Source organism: Pedococcus sp. P5_B7, assembly GCF_054049895.1.
In genome coordinates this window covers 1-19,691 of the sequence record NZ_JBFULM010000007.1, presented here as the reverse complement: position 1 = coordinate 19,691, position 19,691 = coordinate 1, and the positions used below count along the sequence as shown (strand labels likewise).

The following is a 19,691-nucleotide window of genomic DNA, read 5'->3' as shown; positions in this document are numbered from 1 at the left end:
AGACCCACGGCGCATCCCCGGCGTCACCCACCAGCAGCAGGAGTCCCCATGAGCACCCAGCGCGTCGCAGTCGTCACCGGAGCAGCCCGCGGCATCGGGGCGGCCACCGCGCTGCGCCTTGCTCGTGACGGCAACGCGGTCGCGGTCCTGGACCTCGACGAGGCGTCGTGCGCCGGCACCGTCGAGGCGATCGAGGCGGCGGGCGGTCGGGCCATCGCCGTCGGTGTCGACGTCAGCAAGGCCGACCAGGTCGAGGCGGCCGTTGCCCGGGTCGCCGACGAGCTCGGGCCGCCGACGATCCTCGTCAACAACGCCGGCATCATCCGCGACAACCTCATCTTCAAGATGACCGAGGACGACTGGGACGCCGTCATGGGCGTGCACCTGCGGGGGTCCTTCCTCATGACCCGCGCGGTGCAGGCGCACATGTCCGCCGAGAAGTACGGACGCATCGTCAACCTGTCGTCGTCCTCGGCGCAGGGCAACCGTGGCCAGGCCAACTACTCCGCGGCCAAGGCAGGGCTCCAGGGCTTCACCAAGACCCTCGCCATCGAGCTGGGTCGGTTCGGGGTCACCGCCAACGCGGTCGCCCCGGGCTTCATCCAGACGGACATGACGGCATCCACGGCCGAGCGGATCGGCGTGCCGTTCGAGGACTTCATCAAGCACTCGGCCGCCCAGATCCCGGTGCAGCGGGTCGGCCAGCCGGAGGACATCGCGGCCACCATCTCCTTCCTGTGCTCGGAGGAGGCCGGCTTCGTCTCGGGCCAGGTCATCTACGTGGCCGGTGGCCCGCTCGACTGAGGGGTGCCCGGTTCCTCCGATTCTTCGCGCAGCCCTCCAGCAGCTGCGTACGGCTGTCCCCAGGTCCTTCTGAGCCGGGGGCCTTGACAGGCGGCCTTGTCCGGGTTGATAGTTTCCGTATCAGTTAATAAACCGATCGGTTAAGGATCATGAACCACCACGACCAGCTCAGCACCACCTTCGCCGCCCTGGCAGACCCGACGCGACGCGCGATCCTCGAGCGCCTCGCCGACGGTGACGCCACGGTCGGCGAGCTCGCCGAGCCGTTCGCCATGACCCTGCCGGCCATCTCCAAGCACCTCTCGGTGCTCGAGCGGGCCGGGCTGGTCGCCAAGGACCGTGACGGCCAGCGACGCAACTGCCGCATCACCGCCACCCCACTGAAGAGCGCGACGTCGTGGCTCGAGGAGTACCGCCGCCACTGGGAGGCCAACCTCGACAACCTCGACGCCTACCTCAACCGCATCCAACAGCCCCGCATCCAACAGCCCCGCATCCAACAGCCCCGCATCCAACAGCCCCGCATCCAGGGGACCGCACGCCCAACCACCACCGGTCACGCCGACACGCACCAGGAGAAGCAGTCATGAGCAACGCAGCCGACACCCACCAGCGCGCCACCATCACCCACGACGGCTGCGAGGTCGTCATCACCCGCACCTTCGCCGCACCCGCAGCCCTCGTCTACGAGGCGATGACCAAGCCCGAGCACATCCGCCAGTGGTGGGGTGCCGGGCACGGCGAGGTCACCACCTGCGAGGTCGACCTCCGCGTCGGCGGCAAGTGGCACTTCGCGCAGACCACCCCCGCCGGCGACGAGGTGTCGTTCTCCGGCGAGTACCGCGAGCTCGACCCGCCCGGCCGGATGGTGCACACCGAGATCTTCGACAACATCCAGAGCCCGGAGTCCGTCATCGAGTCCACGTTCGCCGAGCAGGACGGGTTCACGACGCTGACCGCCGTGATCACCTACGACTCGCCGGAGACGGTCGAGATGGTGCTCGCGTCGGGCATGGAGACCGGCATGAACGACTCCTACGACGCCCTGGAGAAGATCGCCCAGGGCCTCGCGGCCTGAGTCAGGCGCCGAGCACGACCAGGCGTCCGGTGCTCTCCCCGGCTCCCAGCCGGGCGAGGGCTCCGGGCGCCTCGTCGAACGGCACCACCTGCGACACGAACGGTCGCACGACACCAGCGTCGGCCCAGGACACCAGCTGGTCGTGCGCCGCAGCAGCGACGGCGTGGTCGCGCTGGAGGTACAGGCCCCAGTGCAGACCCAGGATCGAGTAGTTCTTGACCAGGGCGTGGTTGAGCGCGGGGGCCGGGATCGTGCCGCTGGTGAAGCCCACCACCACGAGCCGGCCCTCGAACGCCACCACCTTGGTCGAGGCGTCGTACGCCGCGCCGCCCACGGGGTCGAAGACGACGTCGGCGCCGTTGCGGCCGAGCGCCTCCTTCAGGGCGGCCACGAGGTCGCGGGCCGAGCGGTCGACGACCACATCGGCCCCGGCCGCTCGCGCGACCTCCGCCTTGGCCCCGCTGCCGACCACGGCCACGACCCGCGCGTCGAGCGCCTTGCCGACCTGCACCGCCGCCGTGCCGACTCCGCCCGCCGCCGCGTGCACCAGCAGGCTTTCCCCCGCCCGGAGCGCGGCTCGCCGCACGAGCCCCACGTATGCCGTCTGGTAGCCGATCGTCAGCGCGCTCGCCTCGGCGTCGGGGAGCGACGCCGGCGCCGCGAACGTCCCGGTGGCGGGCATGAGGCACTCCTGCGCCAGCCCTCCGTGGGGCGCCGCGGTCGTGCCGACGACCCGCTCGCCGATCGCGAAGCCCGTGACACCCTCCCCGAGCTCGAGCACCTCGCCGCAGACCTCGACGCCCGGGGTGAACGGCAGGTCGGGTCGCACCTGGTAGTGGCCCCGCACCATCAGCACGTCGGGGAAGTTCAGCGCGGTGGCCAGCACCCGGACCCGCAGGTGCCCGGGCACGACGGCGGGGAACGGCGCGTCGACGGCCTGCAGCACATCGGCCGGCTCACCCAGCGCCGTGACCTGCCAGGCCCTCATGCGTCCGTCCACTTCACGACGACGCTCCCGACCGAATGACGTTGCGACACTAGAGATTTCCGCCGAGCGTCACGCCACCATCGACCACGAGGGTCTGCCCGGTCACCCAGCTGGCGTCGGGAGAGAGGAGGAACGACACGGCCCCGGCGATGTCGTCAGGAGCGCCGAGTCGCTTCATCGGATAGCGCGCCGCGACCTTCTCCTCGCGTCCCTCGTACAACGCTTGCGCGAACTGCGTCTTGACGATGGCCGGCGCCACGGCGTTCACGCGGATCGACGGCCCGAGCTGGTACGCCAGCTCGACGGTGAGGTGGATCAACGCAGCCTTGCTCACGGCATACCAGCCGATCGTGCCGGTGGCCCCGAGTCCGGCGATGGACGCGACGTTGACGATGGCGCCGGGTCGGTCGCCCTCCCCCAGCCCGGCGGCGATCGCCTTCTGGGTCCACGAGAACGCGGCCAGCACGTTGACGTCCATGATCTTGCGCGCGACGTCGAGTGGTGCGTCGAGGATGGGGCCGTAGACGGGGTTGATGCCGGTGTTGTTGACCAGGTGGTCGAGGCCGCCGAAGGCCTCGTGAGCGAGTCGGATCACCTCGTCCTGGTGCGCCTCGTCGGCGGCGTTGCCCGCGACGCCGAGCGCCGTGGACTCGCCGCCGAGCTGCTCGACCGCCTCGGCCAGCGCCTCCGGCTTGCGCGCCGTGATGACGACGCGGGCGCCCTCGGCCACCAGCTTCTGGGCGATCCCCAGCCCGATGCCCCGGGAGGCGCCGGTGACGATCGCGACCTTGCCCGCGTGGACTCCCTGTCGGGCCGGGGCCGAGGCAGCGGTGTCAGGAGCAGCGGTGTCAGGAGCAGCCACGTCAGAGACCGAGGTCTCGGCCGATGAGCTCCTTCATGATTTCGTTCGACCCGGCCCAGATCTTGGAGACCCGGGCATCGCGCCAGGCGCGAGCCACGCGGTACTCGTTCATGAAGCCGTACCCGCCGTAGAGCTGGACGCACTCGTCGAGCACGTCGTTCTGCACCTGGGCGGAGAACCACTTGGCCTTGGCGGCGTCGACCGCGGTGAGCTTCTGCTCGGCGTGGGCGGCGATGCAGTCGTCGACGTAGGCCTGGGTGACCTCGAGCTTGGTCTGCAGCTCGGCCATCTTGAACTTGTTGTGCTGGAACGAGCCGACTGCCTGACCGAAGGCCTTGCGCTCCTTGGTGTAGGCGACCGTCTCGCGGAAGATCTGGAAGGCGTGCGCGGTGTTGGCGACCGCCGCCCCGACCCGCTCCTGCGGGAGGCGCTGCATCATCGAGATGAAGCCCAGGCCCTCCTCGCCGAGCCGGTTGGCGTCGGGGACCAAGACGTCCTCGAAGAACAGCTCGGACGTGTCGGCCTCCTCCTGACCGACCTTGTCGAGCTTGCGGCCGCGGCTGAAGCCCTCCATCCCGGCCTCGACCATGAACAACGTGATCCCCTTGGCGCCCTTGGACGGGTCGGTGCGGGCGGCGACGATCACGAGATCAGCCTGGTAGCCGTTGGTGATGAACGTCTTGGAACCGTTGAGGACCCAGCCGTCACCGTCGCGGACGGCGGTGGTCCTGAGCGCGGCGAGGTCGGACCCGCCGGATGGCTCGGTCATCGCGATGGCGCAGATGAGGTCGCCGTTGGCCATGCCGGGCAGCCAGCGCTCCTTCTGCTCCTGGGTGCCGAGGTCGACGATGTAGGGCGGGCACACGTCGGAGTGGATGCCGAAGCACGACGAGACGGCGAAGTTGAAGCCCGCGATCTCCTCGGCGGCGATGGCGTTGAACCGGTAGTCATCGGCGCCCGCGCCACCGAACTCCTCGGGGATGTCGAGCCCGAACAGGCCCTGCTTGCCCGCTTCCTTCCAGATGTCACGGTCGACCGACTTCACCTCGAGCATCTGCTCGGCGCGCGGCTTGAGCGTGCGCTCGACGAACTCTCGGACCGAGCTGCGGAAGGCCTCGTGGTCGGGACCGTAGACATTGCGGGGCATGGCTCTCCTTGACGGTGACGCTGAATCCTCGGTGGCGCGGGATCCTCGGTGATGGTTCAAACCTGGGTTACTAAGCGCTTGCTTAGTGTCCGATGACTGGGGCATGCTGTCAACCATGTCCAGCCCCGCGCGCTCCGTGCCTGCGTTGTCCAACGACGCCGGCACCGCCACGGCCCACCGCCTGCTCGAGGCGGCGGCCGAGGCGTTCGCCGACCGGGGCTTCCACGCGACGACCACCCGCGACATCGCCTCGCGCGCCGGGCTGTCCCCCGCCGGGGTCTACGTGCACTTCGCCTCGAAGGAGGAGCTGCTCTACCAGCTCAGCCGGGAGGGCCACGTGGCAGCGCGCGACATGCTCCGCGCCGCGGCGGAGGGGGCGGCGACCCCCACCGAGGCGCTGCGAGCGATCATGGGCCAGTTCGCCACCTGGCACGCCGAGCACTTCCGCGTGGCGCGGATCGTCCAGTACGAGTTCGCGAACCTCACACCCGAGCACCGCGACGCCGTCCTCGCCCTGCGCAAGCAGATCGACGCCGTCGTGCGCGACGTGGTGACGGCCGGTGTCGCCAGCGGCGAGTTCTCCGTCGACGACATCCCCGACACCACCTTGGCGCTGATGTCGATGGCCGTCGACGTCGCCCGCTGGTACGACCCTGAGATCAAGCGCACCCCCGACGCCATCGGCGCGGCATACGCCGACCTCGGCATCCGCCTCGTCACCGGCTGAACCACCTGCACCACGGCCCCCGGCGTGCCGAACAACGCGACGAGGTCGTCCCAGTCCCGCTCGGTGAGCGGGGCGGTGACGACCTCGTCGGGGTTCGTGGTCATGCGTCGTGCAGTCGGGCCCGTCAGTCGCGGGTCAGCTTGCGGTAGGTGACGCGGTGCGGTCGGGCGGCGTCGGCGCCGAGGCGGTCGACCTTGTTGGCCTCGTAGGACTCGAAGTTGCCCTCGAACCAGTACCACTTGGCGGGGTTCTCGTCGTCACCCTCGTAGGCGAGGATGTGCGTCGCCACCCGGTCGAGGAACCACCGGTCGTGGCTGATCACCACGGCGCACCCGGGGAACTCGAGCAGGGCGTTCTCCAGCGAACCCAGGGTCTCGACGTCGAGGTCGTTGGTCGGCTCGTCGAGCAGGAGCAGGTTGCCGCCCTCCTTGAGGGTGAGCGCCAGGTTGAGCCGGTTGCGCTCGCCACCGGACAGGATGCCGGTCTTCTTCTGCTGGTCCGGCCCCTTGAAGCCGAACTGCGACACGTAGGCCCGCGACGGGATCTCGACCTGGCCGACGTTGATGTAGTCGTGGCCGCCGGACACCGTCTCCCAGAGGTTCTTCTCGGGGTCGAGACCGCCGCGGCTCTGGTCGACGTAGGAGATCTTGACCGTCTCGCCCACCTTGACCGAGCCGCTGTCGGCCTCCTCGAGGCCGACGATGGTCTTGAAGAGGGTGGTCTTGCCGACACCGTTGGGCCCGATGACGCCGACGATTCCGTTGCGCGGCAATGTGAACGAGAGCTTGTCGATGAGGACGCGGTCGCCGAACCCCTTCTTCAGGTCCTTGACCTCGATCACCGTCGACCCCAGGCGCGGGCCCGGCGGGATGGCGATCTCGTCGAAGTCGAGCTTGCGCGTGCGGTCGGCCTCGGCTGCCATCTCCTCGTAGCGGGCCAGGCGAGCCTTGGACTTCACCTGACGGGCCTTGGCGTTGGACCGCACCCACTCGAGCTCTTCCTTGAGCCGCTTGGACAGCTTGGCGTCCTTCTTGCCCTGCACCTGCAGACGGGCCTGCTTCTTCTCGAGGTAGGTCGAGTAGTTGCCCTCGTAGGGGTAGGCGCGGCCGCGGTCGAGCTCGAGGATCCACTGGGCGACGTTGTCCATGAAGTAGCGGTCGTGGGTGACCGCGACGACGGCACCGTGGTAGGCCCCGAGGTGCTGCTCGAGCCAGAGGACCGACTCCGCGTCGAGGTGGTTGGTGGGCTCGTCGAGCAGCAGCAGGTCGGGCTTCTGCAGGAGCAGCTTGCAGAGGGCGACCCGGCGGCGCTCACCACCGGAGAGGACGGTCACGTCGGCGTCCGGCGGCGGGCAGCGCAGGGCGTCCATCGCCTGCTCGAGCTGGGAGTCGAGGTCCCAGGCGTCGGCGGCGTCGATGGCCTCCTGCAGCTTGCCCATCTCCTCCATCAGCGCGTCGAAGTCGGCGTCTGGCTCGGCCATCTCGGCGGAGATGGCGTTGTAGCGGTCGAGCTGCGCCTTGATCTCGCCGGCGCCCTCCTCGACGTTGCCGAGCACCGTCTTCTCCTCGTTGAGCTCGGGCTCCTGCATGAGGATCCCGACGGTGTAACCGGGCGTCAGCCGGGCCTCACCGTTGGACGGCTGGTCGAGGCCGGCCATGATCTTGAGGACCGATGACTTGCCGGCTCCGTTCGGCCCGACGACGCCGATCTTGGCGCCGGGGTAGAAGGAGATGGTGACGTCATCGAGGATGACCTTGTCGCCGTGGGCCTTGCGGGCCTTCGACATGACGTAGATGAACTCGGGCATGGGGGCAAGGCTATCGGCCGGGGCCCCCACGCCCGAATCCGCGTCACACGGTCGAGAGCTCGCGACCGCCGTCACCCCGAGGCACTTCACCGGTCGGCTCGAGCGCCACCTCGTAGTCGTCCGTCTCCGGGTCGTGCTCCCCCGTGGCCCGCCGGGTGGCGAGGTCGCCGGGGTCGTAGGAGGCGAAGTCCTCCTCGACCGCGACCGGTTCACCCTCGAGTGCCGCCATCGCATCCTGCACCCCCTCGTCGGCCATCCGGTCCTGCGTGTCGAGCTGGGCCCGGGACACGCGGGTCAGCGAGGTGGTGCCCCAGCTGAGGTCGTGACCGACGTTGTAGGCGTCGATCTCGACCGAGGTTGCGTGGCTGTTGTCCTGGCGCAGCCACTGGTTGATCCGGAGCCGGCCGTAGACGACCACGGGCTCGCCCTTCTTGAGCGAGTTCGCGACGTTGGCGCCGAGGGACCGGAACGCCGTCACGTTGTAGAAGCTGGTGCCGCCGTCCTCGTACTCCCGCGTCTTGGGATTGAGCCGGCGCACCGTCGACGCCAGTCGGAAGGCCGCGAACGGCACCCCGTGGCGGGTGGTCCGCGACTCGGGGTCGGCCACCACCCGACCGGTCACCGTGATGTAGGACTCGTTCATCTCGCTCACCTCATCTGTGTCGTCTCACCTGTCCATGAGCCCGGGGTACGACCCCGGGTTACGAGGCAACTGTGGTGTGGCTGCCAGGGCCCCCGCGACAGGGCACGCTCGCGCCTGTGGACACCCCGAGGGAGTGGGACGACCGGTGCACGAGCAACGCCTCAACGGCGCGAAAGCTGCTCCGCCCGCTCGAGCGACTCGCGGGTCTGGCGGTGCCGATCGAGCACGGCCCGCACCGGGCCGACGATGCGCTCGCCAGCGACCTCGGCGACCTTGTCGGTGAGGCGCCGTCGGATCTGCCGACCCCGGTGTCGTGCGCCCCGGCGCCCGAGGGCACGGGCCAGTGCGGCCAGGCCGAGCCCGAGGAGCAGGCCCCCGACGAACATCAGCAGCGGGTAGGGCAACGGACCGAGCCGCGGCGTCTCGATGTCGGGGAGCGCGAGCCACCCCATCACCACGAGCACGGCGAGCCAGAGGAAACCGAGCACCGCGACCAGGGCCAGCACGAGCTGCGCCGCTCCGAACAGCCGCCACCACAGGGGAGCCCGCATCTTCAGCGACGTGCCCACGACCGCCTGGTCGAGCGCGTCGGCGAGCTCGGGGCCCGGCGGTGTCGCCGCGTCGGCGACCGCCTCGGCCCACCGGCTGGGCAGGCCCTCGGCCGCCTGGTCTCCCACGCGACGGGTGGCCAGCTCGACCGCCGAGCGCGCTGCAGGGGTCGGGGGCGGCAGCGACGAGCGACCGAGCACGGTGCGCACGTCGCCGGCCGTGACGGCGAGCTTCTCCTCGACCGCGTCACGGGTGTTGAGCCGAAGCCGCTTCATCGGGTCGGGCCGCAGGGCGCGGACCCAGCGGGTGAACGGCCAGCCGGTGCGGCCCCAGGCCTGGTTGCGGTAGTCACGCTCGACCGCGGCCACGACCGTGGGGATGCCGGCGGCCCGCGAGAGTGCGTCGACGAGCTCGGCATCCACCGTCTCGGACAGGGTCGCCTCGGTCGGGGCCACTCCGCCGCGCAACGTCGCGGCGCTGGCCGACACGTCGGCGAGCAGGCGGTGCTGGGCGGCGTTCTGGGCGGCCACCGCCGTCGCGAGCCGCATCCGCAGGTCGTCGACCCCGACGCCGCTGGTGGCAGAGGTGGTGATGACCTGGACGCCGGGGATCCCGTCGACCGCCGCGAGCCGCGTGAGGTCGTTGCGGATCTGGCCGGTCGCCTCGCGGGTGAGGCGGTCGGACTGGTTGAGGACGACCACGGTCACGGCGTCGTGCGTGGCCAGGACGCGCAGGTAGTCGTCGTGCAGCCGCGCGTCCGCGTACTTCTGCGGGTCGGTGACCCACACGAACACGTCCACCAGCTCGAGCACCCGCTCGGACTCCTCGCGGTGGGCGACCACCCGCGAGTCGAAGTCGGGCAGGTCGAGCAGCACCAGGCCGTCGAGGGTCCAGGGCGTGACGCGGGTCGCGTCGGTCGCCCGAGGCGTCACGTGGTGGCGCTGCGCCACGGACAGCCAGTCCAGCAGCTCGGTGGCGTCGTCGTCGCCCCAGACCGCTGCCACGGGCCGCGAGGTCGTGGGCCGTCGAGCGCCGACCACGGCGACGTCGGCTTCGACCAACGCGTTGAAGAGGCTGGACTTGCCCGAACCGGTGGCGCCCGCGAGCGCGACCACGGTGTGGTTGCCGGCCTTCGAGATCCGCTCGCCGATCTTGTCGACCACGGCGCGGGCGGACGCAACTGCGGCAGGGTCGAGCTCCCGCCCGCCGGCCTCGATGGCCTGCTCGAGGGCGCCGGTCCTGGCAGTCAGCTCCTCCGAGCTGACTGCCTTGACCTGCTTGCTGCCCATGGTCAACGGGCTCATCGAACCGCCTTCACCGCTGCTGCCGCGTCGGCGAGGCGTTGCGCCTGGCCTGGTTTGGTCTCCACGTCCTCGAGGGCCGCGTCGTAGCGGACCCGCTCCGCGGCATACAGCTCCTGCACGTGCTCAAGGAGGCGCTTGCGCGCCTTGGTCGCCATGTCTCGCACCGCCTGGTCGCCGAAGATGGCCTCGAGGACCTTCTGGGCCAGGACCGCGGTGCCGCCGGCGATGCCCACCTCGGCGCCGACCAGGCCGCCGGTGTGCGCGAAGGCCACCAGCATGAGAATCACGCCGATGCCGTTGAGTCCGTATGCCGCGATGCGGGCTGTCGTGCGACGGTCCTTGCCCTCGCCGCGCACCAGCTCGAGCACCTCGCCCTGCCAGTCACGGACCAGCCGCTCGGTGCGCTCACCCAGGTCGGGGGACGCCTTCGACAGCCCCGTCGCCTGGTCGAGCAGCGCGTCGCCGCCCGGGAGCTTGCGCCACTGACGGGCTGCGGTCGCCGCGGCGCCCTGCCCCTGGGCATTGATCAGGGCCGCGACTCCGGTCTGCAGCGCCTCACCGAGGTCTCCGGAGGGTGGGGCCTGGCCCTTGAGCGCCGCAGTGATCCGGTCACGGACCTTGGAGATGGTCGACTCGACCTGCTTGAAGAACTCGCCGGTGCCGACGTACTCCTGCCAGCGAGCGAGCACCTCTCCACGCAGGAGGGTGCCGTCGGTCATGCCGTGCTCGACGTTGGCGAGCGCCTCGCGGTAGGCCGCGTCGGACTCCTGGTGGAGGGCCGCCAGGGCCTGCGCCTGCTGCTGGGTCGCCGTCACCAGCACACGGGCGCGCTCGTCGAGGCTGCCCAGGGCGCCGTCCAGGGTCTGCGTGACGATCACCGAGCGGGCCCGGGCGTCGCTGGCCAGCGCGGTGAGCCACGACCGCAGTCGGGCCACGTCGGGCTCAGGCAGGCGCCCCTCGGCCGTGAGGGGCGCCTCCGGGATGCCGAAGATGGGTGCGGTGGACAGGCCCTGCTCACGCAGCATCGACGCGAGGTGGCTGCGGATGTCGGCCATCGCCTCCGGCGGGACCCGGTCGAGGACGATCGCGACGGCGGTGCCGCGTTCGGAGGCTTCGCGCAGCAGGTCCCACGGCACCGCATCCGCGTAGCGCGCGGCGGTCGTGACGAAGAGCCAGAGGTCCGCGGCGGCGAGCAGCTGCGAGGCCAGCGCGCGGTTGGCGCTGACCACCGAGTCGATGTCGGGGGCGTCGAGCAGTGCCATGCCGGGCGGGAGGGAGCTGGACTGCACGAGGCGCAGGGACCCGCCTCCCTCACCCTTGCTCGGGGCACCGGTGACCCGGCTCAGGTTGGGGAGCACGCGGTCGTCGGAGAACCACCGCTCGTCCTGGGGGTGGTGCACCAGCACCGGCGTCGTGGTCGTGGGTCGCAGCACCCCGGAGCGACTGACCTCTGCGTCGACGATCGAGTTGACCAGCGTCGACTTGCCGGCTCCTGTCGACCCCCCGACGACGGCCAGCAGGGGCGCATCGAGGGAGCGGAGCCGCGGGATGACGTAGTCGTCGAGCTGCTTGAGGAGGGCGTCGCGGGTCGCTCGTCCGGTCATCGCGTCAGGGATGTCGAGAGGCAGCCGGGCCTGTTCGACCTCTTCGCGGAGGGTCGAGACGGCGCCCAGCATGGACACGGCGTCGTCCCTGGAAATCACACCGCAAGCCTAACGAACCGAACGACCGCGACTGCACGCGACAGACCCGACCGGAGGCATGCGTTCGAAAAGAGGACCCTAGAACCTGCGGAAGTAGTCGTCGTAGCCGCTGCCCGTCGAGCCGTCGCCGCCGTCGTCGCGCGGGTGCAGGCGCTCGACCGGCTCGATCAGCTCCACCCCGTCGAGGGTGAGGTCGTCGACATTGGCGTCGGGCGCGGGTGCAGGCCGCCAGCGGCGGGGCGCCCGGGCCGACGTGTCCGGCTCGTCGTCAGGCGCCTCGAAGTCGACGGGGAGCCGCAGCCACCAGAGCGCCGAGACCGACAGCAGGAGGAGACACAGCACCGGAAGGGTCGCCCCGGCCGCCAGCACCTCGATGATGCTGGGCCCGGTGTCAAGGCGAACCACCCCGTCATCCGGCGGCGCGTTGGGGTCACCGCGGAACAGTGCCACCACCACCGAGAGGACCAATGCCAGGTTGCCCAGGAACACGACCGCCCAGAGACTGAAGACCTCCCAGCGCAGCACCGACGCGTGGTTGACCGGCTGGGCGAAGTGCAGGACGGCGACCAGCCCGAGCACGAGCAGGCAGGCGATCGGGGCGCCGAACGGGGTCTGCCCGTACCCGAAGCCGTACATCGCGAAGAGCGTGACGCGGTCGAGGAACGGAGGTGCAGCCGTCGGGGTGCCGTCTTCGCCGAAGTTCTGCGCCGTGGACTGGTAGACCTGCCAGCTCTGGAGGAGCCACCCGAGGATGGCCACCGCGGCTGCGAGCTCGAGGAGCCTGGCGGTCACGAACCAGGTGCGCGGCGGCGTCCACTCGAAGCGAGACGTTGAACGTCCTGCTGCGCCCGGAAAGCTCGACAGCTGCATGGGGCCCCTTCCTCCTCGCGCCAATCTAATCCAGCGCTGCGCCACACGGAGCACTCCACGGGAATGCCTCCCCGACAGAATGGGACGATGCGCATCTTTGCCGCCGTCGTCCCTCCCGAGTCGGTCCTGGACGACCTCGCGGAGTTCCTCGACCCGCGCCGGGACGCCGGGCCGGACCTGCGCTGGACCGATCCCAGCCTCTGGCACGTCACGACGGCGTTCATGGCCGACATCCCGAGCCGGCTGGTCGACCCGATGGTCGAGGGAGTCGCCGAGGCGGTCGCGAGCCGCCGACCCCTGGCGCTGTCGATCCGCGGTGGGGGCGCCTTCCCCAACCCGTACGAGGCACGCGTCACCTGGATGGGGATCGACGGCGACCCGCACGATCTCGAGTCACTGGCCGGACTGGCCCGTGCGGTCCGTCGCGCGTGCAGCCATGCCGGCGCCAACCCCGAGGGTGGGCCCTTCACGCCGCACCTCACCGTGGCCAGGTCACGCCATCCATTCGAGGCGACGCGGTGGTTGCGGGTGCTCGACGCGTATGCCGGTCCGGCCTGGACCGCGGACGAGGTCACCGTGTTCGCGTCGCACCGCGGCGAGGGCAAGGGGCGGCCGCACTACGAGCCGATCGCCGTCGTCGAGCTCTCCGGCTGACCGCCGATCCGCGAGGTCGCGACGCGCGAGGTCGCGACGCGCGACGGCGGACGCGCGAGGGCAGGACGCGCGAGGGCAGGACGCGCCAGTGCGGGACGCGACGCGAGGTAGCCCCACCGGCGTCGCGGGTCAGAGCGCGAGCATGCCTTCGGACAGCCTGCTGCGGACCTCCCACTGCGCGTCGCCGTCGGTCTGGCCCGGGAAGCCGCCCTGGCTGAAGACGAGGTTGAGGTAGGCGACGAAGGGCATGGCGACCTCTCCGACGAAGAGTCCCTCCGCGGTGCGGTCCGGAAGGGGCACGCCGTAGGGGCCGCCGCCGCTGATGTTGGCTTTGTGCAGCCGGTCGGGAGCCAAGGGGAGCAGGAACGGTTCGTCGTCCCCGGCGTCGCGCGCCTCCTGCCAGGCCTCGTGCTCGTCCTCGAAGTAGTCGCGGATGGAGGAGTCCGGGTACTGCGAGCCCTCCGCCTCGAGCACGAGCGGGTCGGCCTGGGAGGACTCCCGCCACCGCGGGTGCGTGCCGACCAGCCACACGTCTCCGACCAACCGGATCCACGACGACAGGGCCATCGGGATCGGCCCGAGACGGTCCTCCAGCCAGGCGACGTGGGCCCGCGCCTCGGGGCCCGGCGGGTGGAACGGCTCGACGGCGGCCTGCCGGTTGTCGTTCACGTGAAAGCGGTACCCCTGCTCGCGGAGCCGGTCCACGACCAACCGGACGTTGTGCGCGGCGCGCGTCGCCATCTCGTCGCACACGGCCTGGGCCTCAGCGGCGAACTCGGGCGCACGCACCCGGTCACCCAGCTGGCGCAGCTCGTGCCACACCAGCTCGCGCTCCCCTGCTTGGTACCGCTCCAGCCATCGCCCTTCAGCCATGCCGGCGATCCTGCCAGCCGGAAGCGCGACTCGCGATCGGCCCGCCAAGCCGCCGCCTGAAGGCACCACTTCTGGCCAGAGGTGCTGGATCAATGGCCCGATCGGGGCCCGCGCTGAAGCATGGATGGCCAGGAGTCGCGGTGGTTGGTGCCCCCGGCAGGACTCGAACCTGCGACCCAGTCATTAGAAGTGACTCGCTCTATCCGCTGAGCTACGGGGGCAATGCCGCAGAGTCTAGGACGATCGCGTGCTCCCTCCGGGATCCGCCAGCTGGCGCAGGCGACGGAGGGCGAGCTCGGCGAGCAGGGCCGCACCGTCGGGGACGACCGAGTCGTCGAAGTCGGCCCGCGGGGAGTGGTTGTCGGGGGCCGACGCGTAGTTCGTGGCTGGACAGGCGCTGAGGTTCACGTAGGCGCTGGGCACCTCCTGCCCGACGAAGGCGAAGTCCTCCGCACCCATCTCCGGGTTCCGCTGGTGGACGTAACGATCCGTTCCGAACAGGTCGACGATGGTGCCCTTGGCGAAGGCGTACTCGCCCTCGTCGTTCACCGTCACGGGGTAACCGGGGATGTATTCGACCTCGGCGGTCAGGCCGTGGGCCCCGGCCAGGCGAGTCGAGAGCAGCTCGATCTTCGCCGCCATCTCGGCGCGGGCCTTCTCGGACAGGCTGCGCAGCGTCGCCTCGAAGACCGCGTCGTCCGGGATGATGTTGTCCTTGGTGCCGCCGACGAACTTCCCGACCGTGATGACCACGGGGTCGAAGACGTCGAACTGTCGCGTGACCAGCGTCTGCAACGCCACGACGATCTCGCACGCGACCGGGATGGGGTCCTTGGCGCGGAACGGCTGCGACCCGTGTCCGCCCTCGCCGACCACCCGCACCTTCACCTCGTCCGCGGCAGCCATGAGGGGGCCGGGCCGACCGAACCACGTGCCGAGCGGATGCTCGGAGGAGTAGACGTGCAGGGCGTATGCCGCGTCGACCCGGCGCCCGGCCACGTCGAGCAGGCCCTCGTCGATCATCGGCTTCGCACCACCGGGGCCCTCCTCCCCCGGCTGGAACATGAAGACGACGTCACCCTCGAGCTCGTCGCGCAGCTCGTGGAGGATCCGCGCGGCGCCCACGAGCCCCGCCACGTGCAGGTCGTGACCACAGGCGTGCATGAGGCCCTGGTGCTGCGAGACGTAGTCGAGCGGCAGGTCCTCGGTCACGGGCAGGGCGTCCATGTCACCCCGCAGCAGCACGACCGGGCGCTCCGCCGCGGTCGCGTCGGCACCCGAGTCGGTCGTCGTGCCACGGCCGCGCAGGACGGCGACGACGGACGACAGCGACTCACCCAGCGTGATCTCCAGGTCGAGCCCGTCGAGCGCCTCGAGCACCGCCTGCTGGGTGAGCGGGAGCGACATCCCGAGCTCGGGGATCTGGTGGAGCCGGCGGCGGAGCGCGATCAGGTCCGGACCGATGGCGGAGGCGAGTTCGAGGGTGCGCACGCCCTGCACGCTAGTACGCGCCGAGGAAGTCCCTGCGGCTGGCGGTGATGGCCAGCAGGAGCTCGCGCTCGGTCTCGAGCGCACGGGTGTCGGCAGCGCTGTGGTGCATCCGTGCTCGCAGGAGGGCCAGCTCGCTCGCGGAGTCCTGGAACCGGCGCATCGACCGCAGCATGGCCCGGCCACCGGACGTGCGAGCCCAGACCCGGGCCGAGCGACGGCCGTTCATGGTGGACAACATCTGCACCTCGCTGGGCGACAGCCAGCCTGCGTCGGCGTACTCGCTGAGGTGCCGGCCGATGAGGCGTCCCTCCCTACGACGGGCCCAGACGACCAGCGCGACGAACCCGATGAAGATCGGCACCTCGACGACGAGGTAGACCGAGAGCATCCCGGCGCCCCCGGTGATGGCAGCCAGGTTCCACACAGCGTGGGACAGCACGGCCAGGAGGTAGCCACCGACCGGTGCCAGCACTTTGAGGCCACGGTTGCGGGTCGTGGCGGCGATCCCGATCCCGATCCCCGTCAGCACAGTGAACATGGGGTGGGCGAACGGCGTGAACAGGCAGCGGGCAATGAAGGTGCCAGTGAGGGCCGAGTCGCCACCGTCGCTGTAGGCCATCCCGAGGTACTGGATGTTCTCGGTGAAGGCGAAGCCGGCCGCGACCACCCCGGCATAGACCATCCCGTCGATGATCCCGTCGAACTCGCGACGCCGGAACCACCAGATCAGCAGGACGAGCAGACCCTTCGACGCCTCCTCCACCAGGGGCGCGGAGAAGACCGCGGTCGCGAGCAGCGCGTCGTCCTCACGACCGGTCGCGGCCTGGAAGGCGATGTTGGCGCCGGTGTTGAAGATGCCGGCGACCAGCGCGGCGACCAGCGCCCCCCACAGGAACGCCGTGACGAGGTAGCGGGCCGGCTCCGCCTCGAAGCGGTCGAGCCAGAGGAAGGTGGGGATGACGATGCCGAGCGGAATGGCGGCGAGCACCAGCGCCAGGAGCGTCGTCACCAGGCCGAGGGTGCCGCCGTAGTAGACGGCGAGCACGACTGCCGCGAGGCCGAACCCGACGACGATGAGCCCGACCAGGAGCCACCCACGCAGGCGGCGGCGGCCGGAGGGCGTCGACCCGGCACCGGCGGGCGTGGGCGCGCCCGTGGGCGGTGCGTCCGCGGCATACTCCTGGCCCTGTCCCCACGTCATGCCGGGAAGGGTAGTCGAGGAGGTCGCGCAGCCGCCCGTGTCACACCGGGGCAATAAGGTGGCCCGGTGACTGCCACCCCCACCGACCGCTCTGTCAACGACCGCATCGTCTGGATCGACTGCGAGATGACCGGGCTCTCCCTCGAGGCCGACGCCCTCATCGAGGTCGCGGCCCTCGTGACCGACTTCGAGCTCAACCAGCTCGGCGACGGCGTCGACGTCGTGATCCGTCCGCCGGACGCGGCCCTGGAGCAGATGGACGCCTTCGTCCGCAGCATGCACACGACCTCGGGTCTGCTCGAGGAGCTGCCCGCCGGCACGACCATGGAAGCAGCGCAGGAGCAGGTGCTCGCCTACGTCCGTGAGTGGGTGCCCGAGCCACGCAAGGCCCCGCTGGGCGGCAACACCGTCGGCACCGACCGCAACTTCCTCGCCCGCGACATGGCCGAGCTCGAGGCCCACCTGCACTACCGCATCATCGACGTCTCCTCCATCAAGGAGCTGTCCCGCCGCTGGTACCCGCGCGCCTACTTCGGCTCGCCCAAGAAGTCCGGTGGCCACCGCGCGCTCGCCGACATCCGCGAGTCGATCGCCGAGCTGCGCTACTACCGGGAGGCCGTCTTCGTGGCACCGCCCGGGCCGGACAGCGACACCGCCAAGGGCATCGCGGCGCGGCACATCGTCGACCACGACTGACCGCCGCACCACGACAAGTCGGTATGCCGCGGCCTCGCCGGCCGCTCTGCGTCACTCCCGGGGTGGTCACGAGCACCGGTCGGGAACAGGTACTATTGGCGTCGCTTCCGCGACCGGCATTGTCCGGTCGCGACGCATGGTGGGCGTAGCTCAGCTGGTAGAGCACCGCGTTGTGGTCGCGGGGGTCGCGGGTTCAAGCCCCGTCGCTCACCCCAAACCGAAGGCCCCTGACCGACACGGTCAGGGGCCTTCGTCGTCTACTCCTCCAAGACCCGCCAGACCGCGACGAGGTTGCTGGCCAACAGCACGGCAGCAATGTAGAACCACAGAGGCAGCAGGAGTCCTCCGGGGCAGAGGGCCAGGGTGAGGAGGGAGGTCCTCTGGGCACCCTGGCGCGAGACCTTCGGTCTGCACGGTGCGCATCACGACGACGGTTCACCCTTCCACCCTCAGATGTACAGGTCACAGTGACACGTGTTGACAAGAGATCTATGGACATGTGGTCATGAAGAGCGCCCCAGGTCTTCATCGCTCCGGTGGCTCTGGCGCCGGCCGGTGCGGGCCGCGAGACTGACTGCATGCCCGGCTGTTGCGACCCGCACGGGTTCGACAAGGTGTTCAGCCCGCGGTTCGCCCGCCGAATGGCGCGGCGCTACCGCAAGCGCGGGCTGGGCAGGGCCGAGCGCGACATGGTGGCCTTCCTGGCCGCGCAGGGGCTCGACGGTGCGACGGTCCTGGAGATCGGTGGCGGAGTCGGCGAGATCCAGCTGGAGCTGCTGCGGCGTGGGGCCTCCCGCACCACCAACCTCGAGCTGGTCACGTCCTACGACGGCCTGGCCGACGAGCTGGCCCGGGAGGCCGGCGTGGCCGACCGGGTCGAACGCCGTCTGCACGACATCGTCGAGGAGCCCGACGCGGTCGAGCGTGCGGACGTCGTAGTGCTGCACCGGGTCGTCTGCTGCTACCCCGACTACGAACGCCTGCTGGGGACGGCTGCCGACCACGCAGGCCGACTCCTGGTCTTCAGCCACCCGCCGCGGACCTTGGTGACCCGCGCCTTCGTCGCCAGCCAGAACGCGGTCCTGCGGCTGACCGGCCATCACTACCAGTCCTTCGCCCACCCACCCGAGGCCATGCTCGGGGTGCTGCGCGAGCACGGGATGACCGTCGCCCACTCGCGTCGTGGGCCTGTCTGGCACACCGAGGGGCTGGTGCGCGAGGCCGCGTGAGGTCCGGGGTGGCGGGGGCACGGCAGGCGACGTCGGGCAGGATGGTCGGGTGTTCATGGACTCCGAGGGCAAGCGCAAGGTCATCAGGATCGGCGTGTGGGTCGCCATCCTCGGCCTGCTGCTGGGGGTCCTCAGCTCACTCGTCATGGCGACCGGCGCCGACGCCCATGCAGCATTGAGGTCGATCTCCCCGAAGGACGGCGCGACGGTGACCGCCGTCCCCACGAAGGTCGTGCTGACGTTCAACGAGCCGATCGGCACGAGCTTCGCCACCGTCAGCGTGGCCGGCCCCGACGGGTCCGTGTCTGAGGGCAGGGCCGTCGTCGACGGGTCGACGGTCACCCAGGCCCTGGCGGACAACCTGCCGAACGGCCGCTACACGGTGTCCTTCCACGTGGTCAGCGAGGACGGCCACCCGGTCTCCGACCGCACCACCTTCTCGGTGGCTGCCGTCCCCACCGCCACACCGCTTCCCAGCACCCCGGCGACGACCTCGACCACGACCGAGCCCACCACCAGCGAGCCGACCACCCCCGCGCCCTCGGCTCTGCCTGCCGACGATGACGAGGGAAGAGGCCGCGCCCTGCGGATCGGGCTCGCCGTCGGAGTGGCCGCCCTCGCCCTGGCCGGAGGCACCGCCCTCGTGGCCGCAAGCCGGCGTCGGACCGGCGAATGAGCCGTGGCGTCAGCCGATTTCACGCCGCCCGCATCGTCCTGCTAAGGTCTCTCCTCGCGCGCCATTAGCTCAATTGGCAGAGCAGCTGACTCTTAATCAGCGGGTTCGGGGTTCGAGTCCCTGATGGCGCACCAATCCATTGTGTTACTTCGGCTGATCCCGGTCATCCGGGCTTCGGCTGTTGGGTAACACTGTTTCGGTTGATGGGTGACACCTACTTCGGTTGATGGGTGTCACTCGATCTGACCCTACGTTGCCCGCCCGGGACTTGGGCGCGTTTGACTCTGACCTCCCCGGCGCTTCGGCGCTGTTCGGTGCGCAGCAGGTAGTCGCCGTCGTAGAACTGCAGCACCTGGCCGGTGACCCAGACATCGATGTTGCGGCCGGCG

General features: G+C 70.4%; 19 protein-coding genes and 3 tRNA genes. 10 read left to right on the top strand and 12 right to left on the bottom strand.

Features of this window, described 5'->3' with window-relative positions; genetic code table 11:
• Positions 1–48 precede the first annotated feature (48 nt).
• The 3 genes from fabG to ACXJKD_RS16100 all read left to right on the top strand — a co-directional run bounded on the left by fabG (position 49) and on the right by ACXJKD_RS16100 (position 1,882).
• Positions 49–804 (top strand): 3-oxoacyl-ACP reductase FabG, encoded by a 756-nt coding sequence (fabG, locus tag ACXJKD_RS16110; RefSeq protein WP_457255629.1) that lies wholly within the window; start codon positions 49–51, stop codon positions 802–804.
• 149 nt (positions 805–953) lie between these two features.
• Positions 954–1,394, top strand: coding sequence for an ArsR/SmtB family transcription factor (locus ACXJKD_RS16105; RefSeq protein WP_457255628.1), 441 nt, complete (start codon positions 954–956; stop codon positions 1,392–1,394).
• Positions 1,391–1,882 (top strand): SRPBCC family protein, encoded by a 492-nt coding sequence (locus tag ACXJKD_RS16100; RefSeq protein ID WP_457255627.1) that lies wholly within the window; start codon positions 1,391–1,393, stop codon positions 1,880–1,882. The genes ACXJKD_RS16105 and ACXJKD_RS16100 overlap by 4 nt, the downstream gene beginning before the upstream one ends.
• A gap of 1 nt (position 1,883) precedes the next feature.
• On the opposite strand, the gene ACXJKD_RS16095 is transcribed toward ACXJKD_RS16100, so the two are convergent.
• From ACXJKD_RS16095 to ACXJKD_RS16085, 3 genes are read right to left on the bottom strand one after another with little or no spacing between them, the layout of a single operon-like run.
• On the bottom strand, positions 1,884–2,870 hold the full coding sequence (locus tag ACXJKD_RS16095; protein ID WP_457255626.1) for an NADPH:quinone oxidoreductase family protein: 987 nt from the start codon (positions 2,868–2,870) through the stop codon (positions 1,884–1,886).
• A gap of 49 nt (positions 2,871–2,919) precedes the next feature.
• On the bottom strand, positions 2,920–3,732 hold the full coding sequence (locus tag ACXJKD_RS16090; protein WP_457255625.1) for an SDR family oxidoreductase: 813 nt from the start codon (positions 3,730–3,732) through the stop codon (positions 2,920–2,922).
• A gap of 1 nt (position 3,733) precedes the next feature.
• Entirely contained in the window at positions 3,734–4,879 is a 1,146-nt protein-coding gene (locus ACXJKD_RS16085) for an acyl-CoA dehydrogenase family protein (protein ID WP_457255624.1), read from the bottom strand.
• A gap of 115 nt (positions 4,880–4,994) precedes the next feature.
• Here ACXJKD_RS16085 and ACXJKD_RS16080 point away from each other — a divergent pair, with 115 nt between their 5' ends.
• Positions 4,995–5,606: a TetR/AcrR family transcriptional regulator gene (locus ACXJKD_RS16080; RefSeq protein ID WP_457255623.1), complete on the top strand. Its 612-nt coding sequence runs from the start codon at positions 4,995–4,997 to the stop codon at positions 5,604–5,606.
• Positions 5,607–5,730: 124 nt separating this feature from the next.
• Here the strand turns inward: ACXJKD_RS16080 and ettA are convergent, their stop codons facing one another.
• The 5 genes from ettA to ACXJKD_RS16055 all read right to left on the bottom strand — a co-directional run bounded on the left by ettA (position 5,731) and on the right by ACXJKD_RS16055 (position 12,482).
• A complete protein-coding gene (gene ettA / locus ACXJKD_RS16075) occupies positions 5,731–7,413 on the bottom strand; it encodes an energy-dependent translational throttle protein EttA (RefSeq protein ID WP_457255622.1) in 1,683 nt (560 codons plus the stop codon).
• Between the two features lie 43 nt (positions 7,414–7,456).
• On the bottom strand, positions 7,457–8,056 hold the full coding sequence (gene ssb / locus ACXJKD_RS16070) for a single-stranded DNA-binding protein (RefSeq protein ID WP_457255872.1): 600 nt from the start codon (positions 8,054–8,056) through the stop codon (positions 7,457–7,459).
• A gap of 161 nt (positions 8,057–8,217) precedes the next feature.
• Positions 8,218–9,909 (bottom strand): dynamin family protein, encoded by a 1,692-nt coding sequence (locus tag ACXJKD_RS16065; protein ID WP_457255621.1) that lies wholly within the window; start codon positions 9,907–9,909, stop codon positions 8,218–8,220.
• Positions 9,906–11,612, bottom strand: a complete 1,707-nt coding sequence (locus tag ACXJKD_RS16060) for a dynamin family protein (RefSeq protein WP_457255620.1) — start codon at positions 11,610–11,612, stop codon at positions 9,906–9,908. Before ACXJKD_RS16060 ends, ACXJKD_RS16065 begins: the two co-directional genes overlap by 4 nt.
• Positions 11,613–11,690: 78 nt before the next feature.
• A complete protein-coding gene (locus tag ACXJKD_RS16055; RefSeq protein WP_457255619.1) occupies positions 11,691–12,482 on the bottom strand; it encodes a hypothetical protein in 792 nt (263 codons plus the stop codon).
• 87 nt (positions 12,483–12,569) lie between these two features.
• Here ACXJKD_RS16055 and thpR point away from each other — a divergent pair, with 87 nt between their 5' ends.
• Positions 12,570–13,136 (top strand): RNA 2',3'-cyclic phosphodiesterase, encoded by a 567-nt coding sequence (gene thpR, locus ACXJKD_RS16050; protein WP_457255618.1) that lies wholly within the window; start codon positions 12,570–12,572, stop codon positions 13,134–13,136.
• A gap of 129 nt (positions 13,137–13,265) precedes the next feature.
• Here thpR and ACXJKD_RS16045 read toward each other — a convergent pair whose 3' ends face one another.
• The 4 genes from ACXJKD_RS16045 to ACXJKD_RS16030 form a co-directional block, all read right to left on the bottom strand.
• Positions 13,266–14,009, bottom strand: coding sequence for a hypothetical protein (locus tag ACXJKD_RS16045; protein WP_457255617.1), 744 nt, complete (start codon positions 14,007–14,009; stop codon positions 13,266–13,268).
• A 145-nt stretch (positions 14,010–14,154) separates the two neighbouring features.
• A tRNA-Arg gene (locus tag ACXJKD_RS16040) sits at positions 14,155–14,230 on the bottom strand.
• A gap of 13 nt (positions 14,231–14,243) precedes the next feature.
• Entirely contained in the window at positions 14,244–15,500 is a 1,257-nt protein-coding gene (locus tag ACXJKD_RS16035) for a M20 metallopeptidase family protein (RefSeq protein WP_457255616.1), read from the bottom strand.
• Positions 15,501–15,510: 10 nt separating this feature from the next.
• Positions 15,511–16,701, bottom strand: coding sequence for a PrsW family intramembrane metalloprotease (locus ACXJKD_RS16030; protein WP_457255615.1), 1,191 nt, complete (start codon positions 16,699–16,701; stop codon positions 15,511–15,513).
• Positions 16,702–16,827: 126 nt separating this feature from the next.
• On the opposite strand from ACXJKD_RS16030, the gene orn reads away from it, so the two are divergent.
• The 5 genes from orn to ACXJKD_RS16005 all read left to right on the top strand — a co-directional run bounded on the left by orn (position 16,828) and on the right by ACXJKD_RS16005 (position 19,436).
• The gene (gene orn / locus ACXJKD_RS16025; protein ID WP_457255871.1) at positions 16,828–17,397 is read left to right on the top strand and encodes an oligoribonuclease; all 570 of its coding nucleotides are present in this window, start codon (positions 16,828–16,830) and stop codon (positions 17,395–17,397) included.
• Between the two features lie 139 nt (positions 17,398–17,536).
• Positions 17,537–17,612 (top strand) — tRNA-His (locus ACXJKD_RS16020).
• A 363-nt stretch (positions 17,613–17,975) separates the two neighbouring features.
• Entirely contained in the window at positions 17,976–18,626 is a 651-nt protein-coding gene (locus ACXJKD_RS16015) for a class I SAM-dependent methyltransferase (protein ID WP_457255614.1), read from the top strand.
• A gap of 55 nt (positions 18,627–18,681) precedes the next feature.
• Entirely contained in the window at positions 18,682–19,302 is a 621-nt protein-coding gene (locus ACXJKD_RS16010) for a copper resistance CopC family protein (protein ID WP_457255870.1), read from the top strand.
• 58 nt (positions 19,303–19,360) lie between these two features.
• Positions 19,361–19,436, top strand: a tRNA-Lys gene (locus tag ACXJKD_RS16005).
• Positions 19,437–19,691: the final 255 nt, after the last annotated feature.

Excerpts from the sequence above, each read along its gene's own strand:
- fabG (WP_457255629.1), top strand. The coding sequence starts at position 49 with ATGAGCACCCAGCGCGTCGCAGTCGTCACCGGAGCAGCCCGCGGCATC.
- ACXJKD_RS16105 (WP_457255628.1), top strand. The coding sequence starts at position 954 with ATGAACCACCACGACCAGCTCAGCACCACCTTCGCCGCCCTGGCAGAC.
- ACXJKD_RS16100 (WP_457255627.1), top strand. The coding sequence starts at position 1,391 with ATGAGCAACGCAGCCGACACCCACCAGCGCGCCACCATCACCCACGAC.
- ACXJKD_RS16095 (WP_457255626.1), bottom strand. The coding sequence starts at position 2,870 with ATGAGGGCCTGGCAGGTCACGGCGCTGGGTGAGCCGGCCGATGTGCTG.
- ACXJKD_RS16085 (WP_457255624.1), bottom strand. The coding sequence starts at position 4,879 with ATGCCCCGCAATGTCTACGGTCCCGACCACGAGGCCTTCCGCAGCTCG.
- ACXJKD_RS16080 (WP_457255623.1), top strand. The coding sequence starts at position 4,995 with ATGTCCAGCCCCGCGCGCTCCGTGCCTGCGTTGTCCAACGACGCCGGC.
- ettA (WP_457255622.1), bottom strand. The coding sequence starts at position 7,413 with ATGCCCGAGTTCATCTACGTCATGTCGAAGGCCCGCAAGGCCCACGGC.
- ssb (WP_457255872.1), bottom strand. The coding sequence starts at position 8,056 with ATGAACGAGTCCTACATCACGGTGACCGGTCGGGTGGTGGCCGACCCC.
- ACXJKD_RS16065 (WP_457255621.1), bottom strand. The coding sequence starts at position 9,909 with ATGAGCCCGTTGACCATGGGCAGCAAGCAGGTCAAGGCAGTCAGCTCG.
- ACXJKD_RS16055 (WP_457255619.1), bottom strand. The coding sequence starts at position 12,482 with ATGCAGCTGTCGAGCTTTCCGGGCGCAGCAGGACGTTCAACGTCTCGC.
- thpR (WP_457255618.1), top strand. The coding sequence starts at position 12,570 with ATGCGCATCTTTGCCGCCGTCGTCCCTCCCGAGTCGGTCCTGGACGAC.
- ACXJKD_RS16045 (WP_457255617.1), bottom strand. The coding sequence starts at position 14,009 with ATGGCTGAAGGGCGATGGCTGGAGCGGTACCAAGCAGGGGAGCGCGAG.
- ACXJKD_RS16030 (WP_457255615.1), bottom strand. The coding sequence starts at position 16,701 with ATGACGTGGGGACAGGGCCAGGAGTATGCCGCGGACGCACCGCCCACG.
- orn (WP_457255871.1), top strand. The coding sequence starts at position 16,828 with ATGACCGGGCTCTCCCTCGAGGCCGACGCCCTCATCGAGGTCGCGGCC.
- ACXJKD_RS16015 (WP_457255614.1), top strand. The coding sequence starts at position 17,976 with ATGCCCGGCTGTTGCGACCCGCACGGGTTCGACAAGGTGTTCAGCCCG.
- ACXJKD_RS16010 (WP_457255870.1), top strand. The coding sequence starts at position 18,682 with ATGGACTCCGAGGGCAAGCGCAAGGTCATCAGGATCGGCGTGTGGGTC.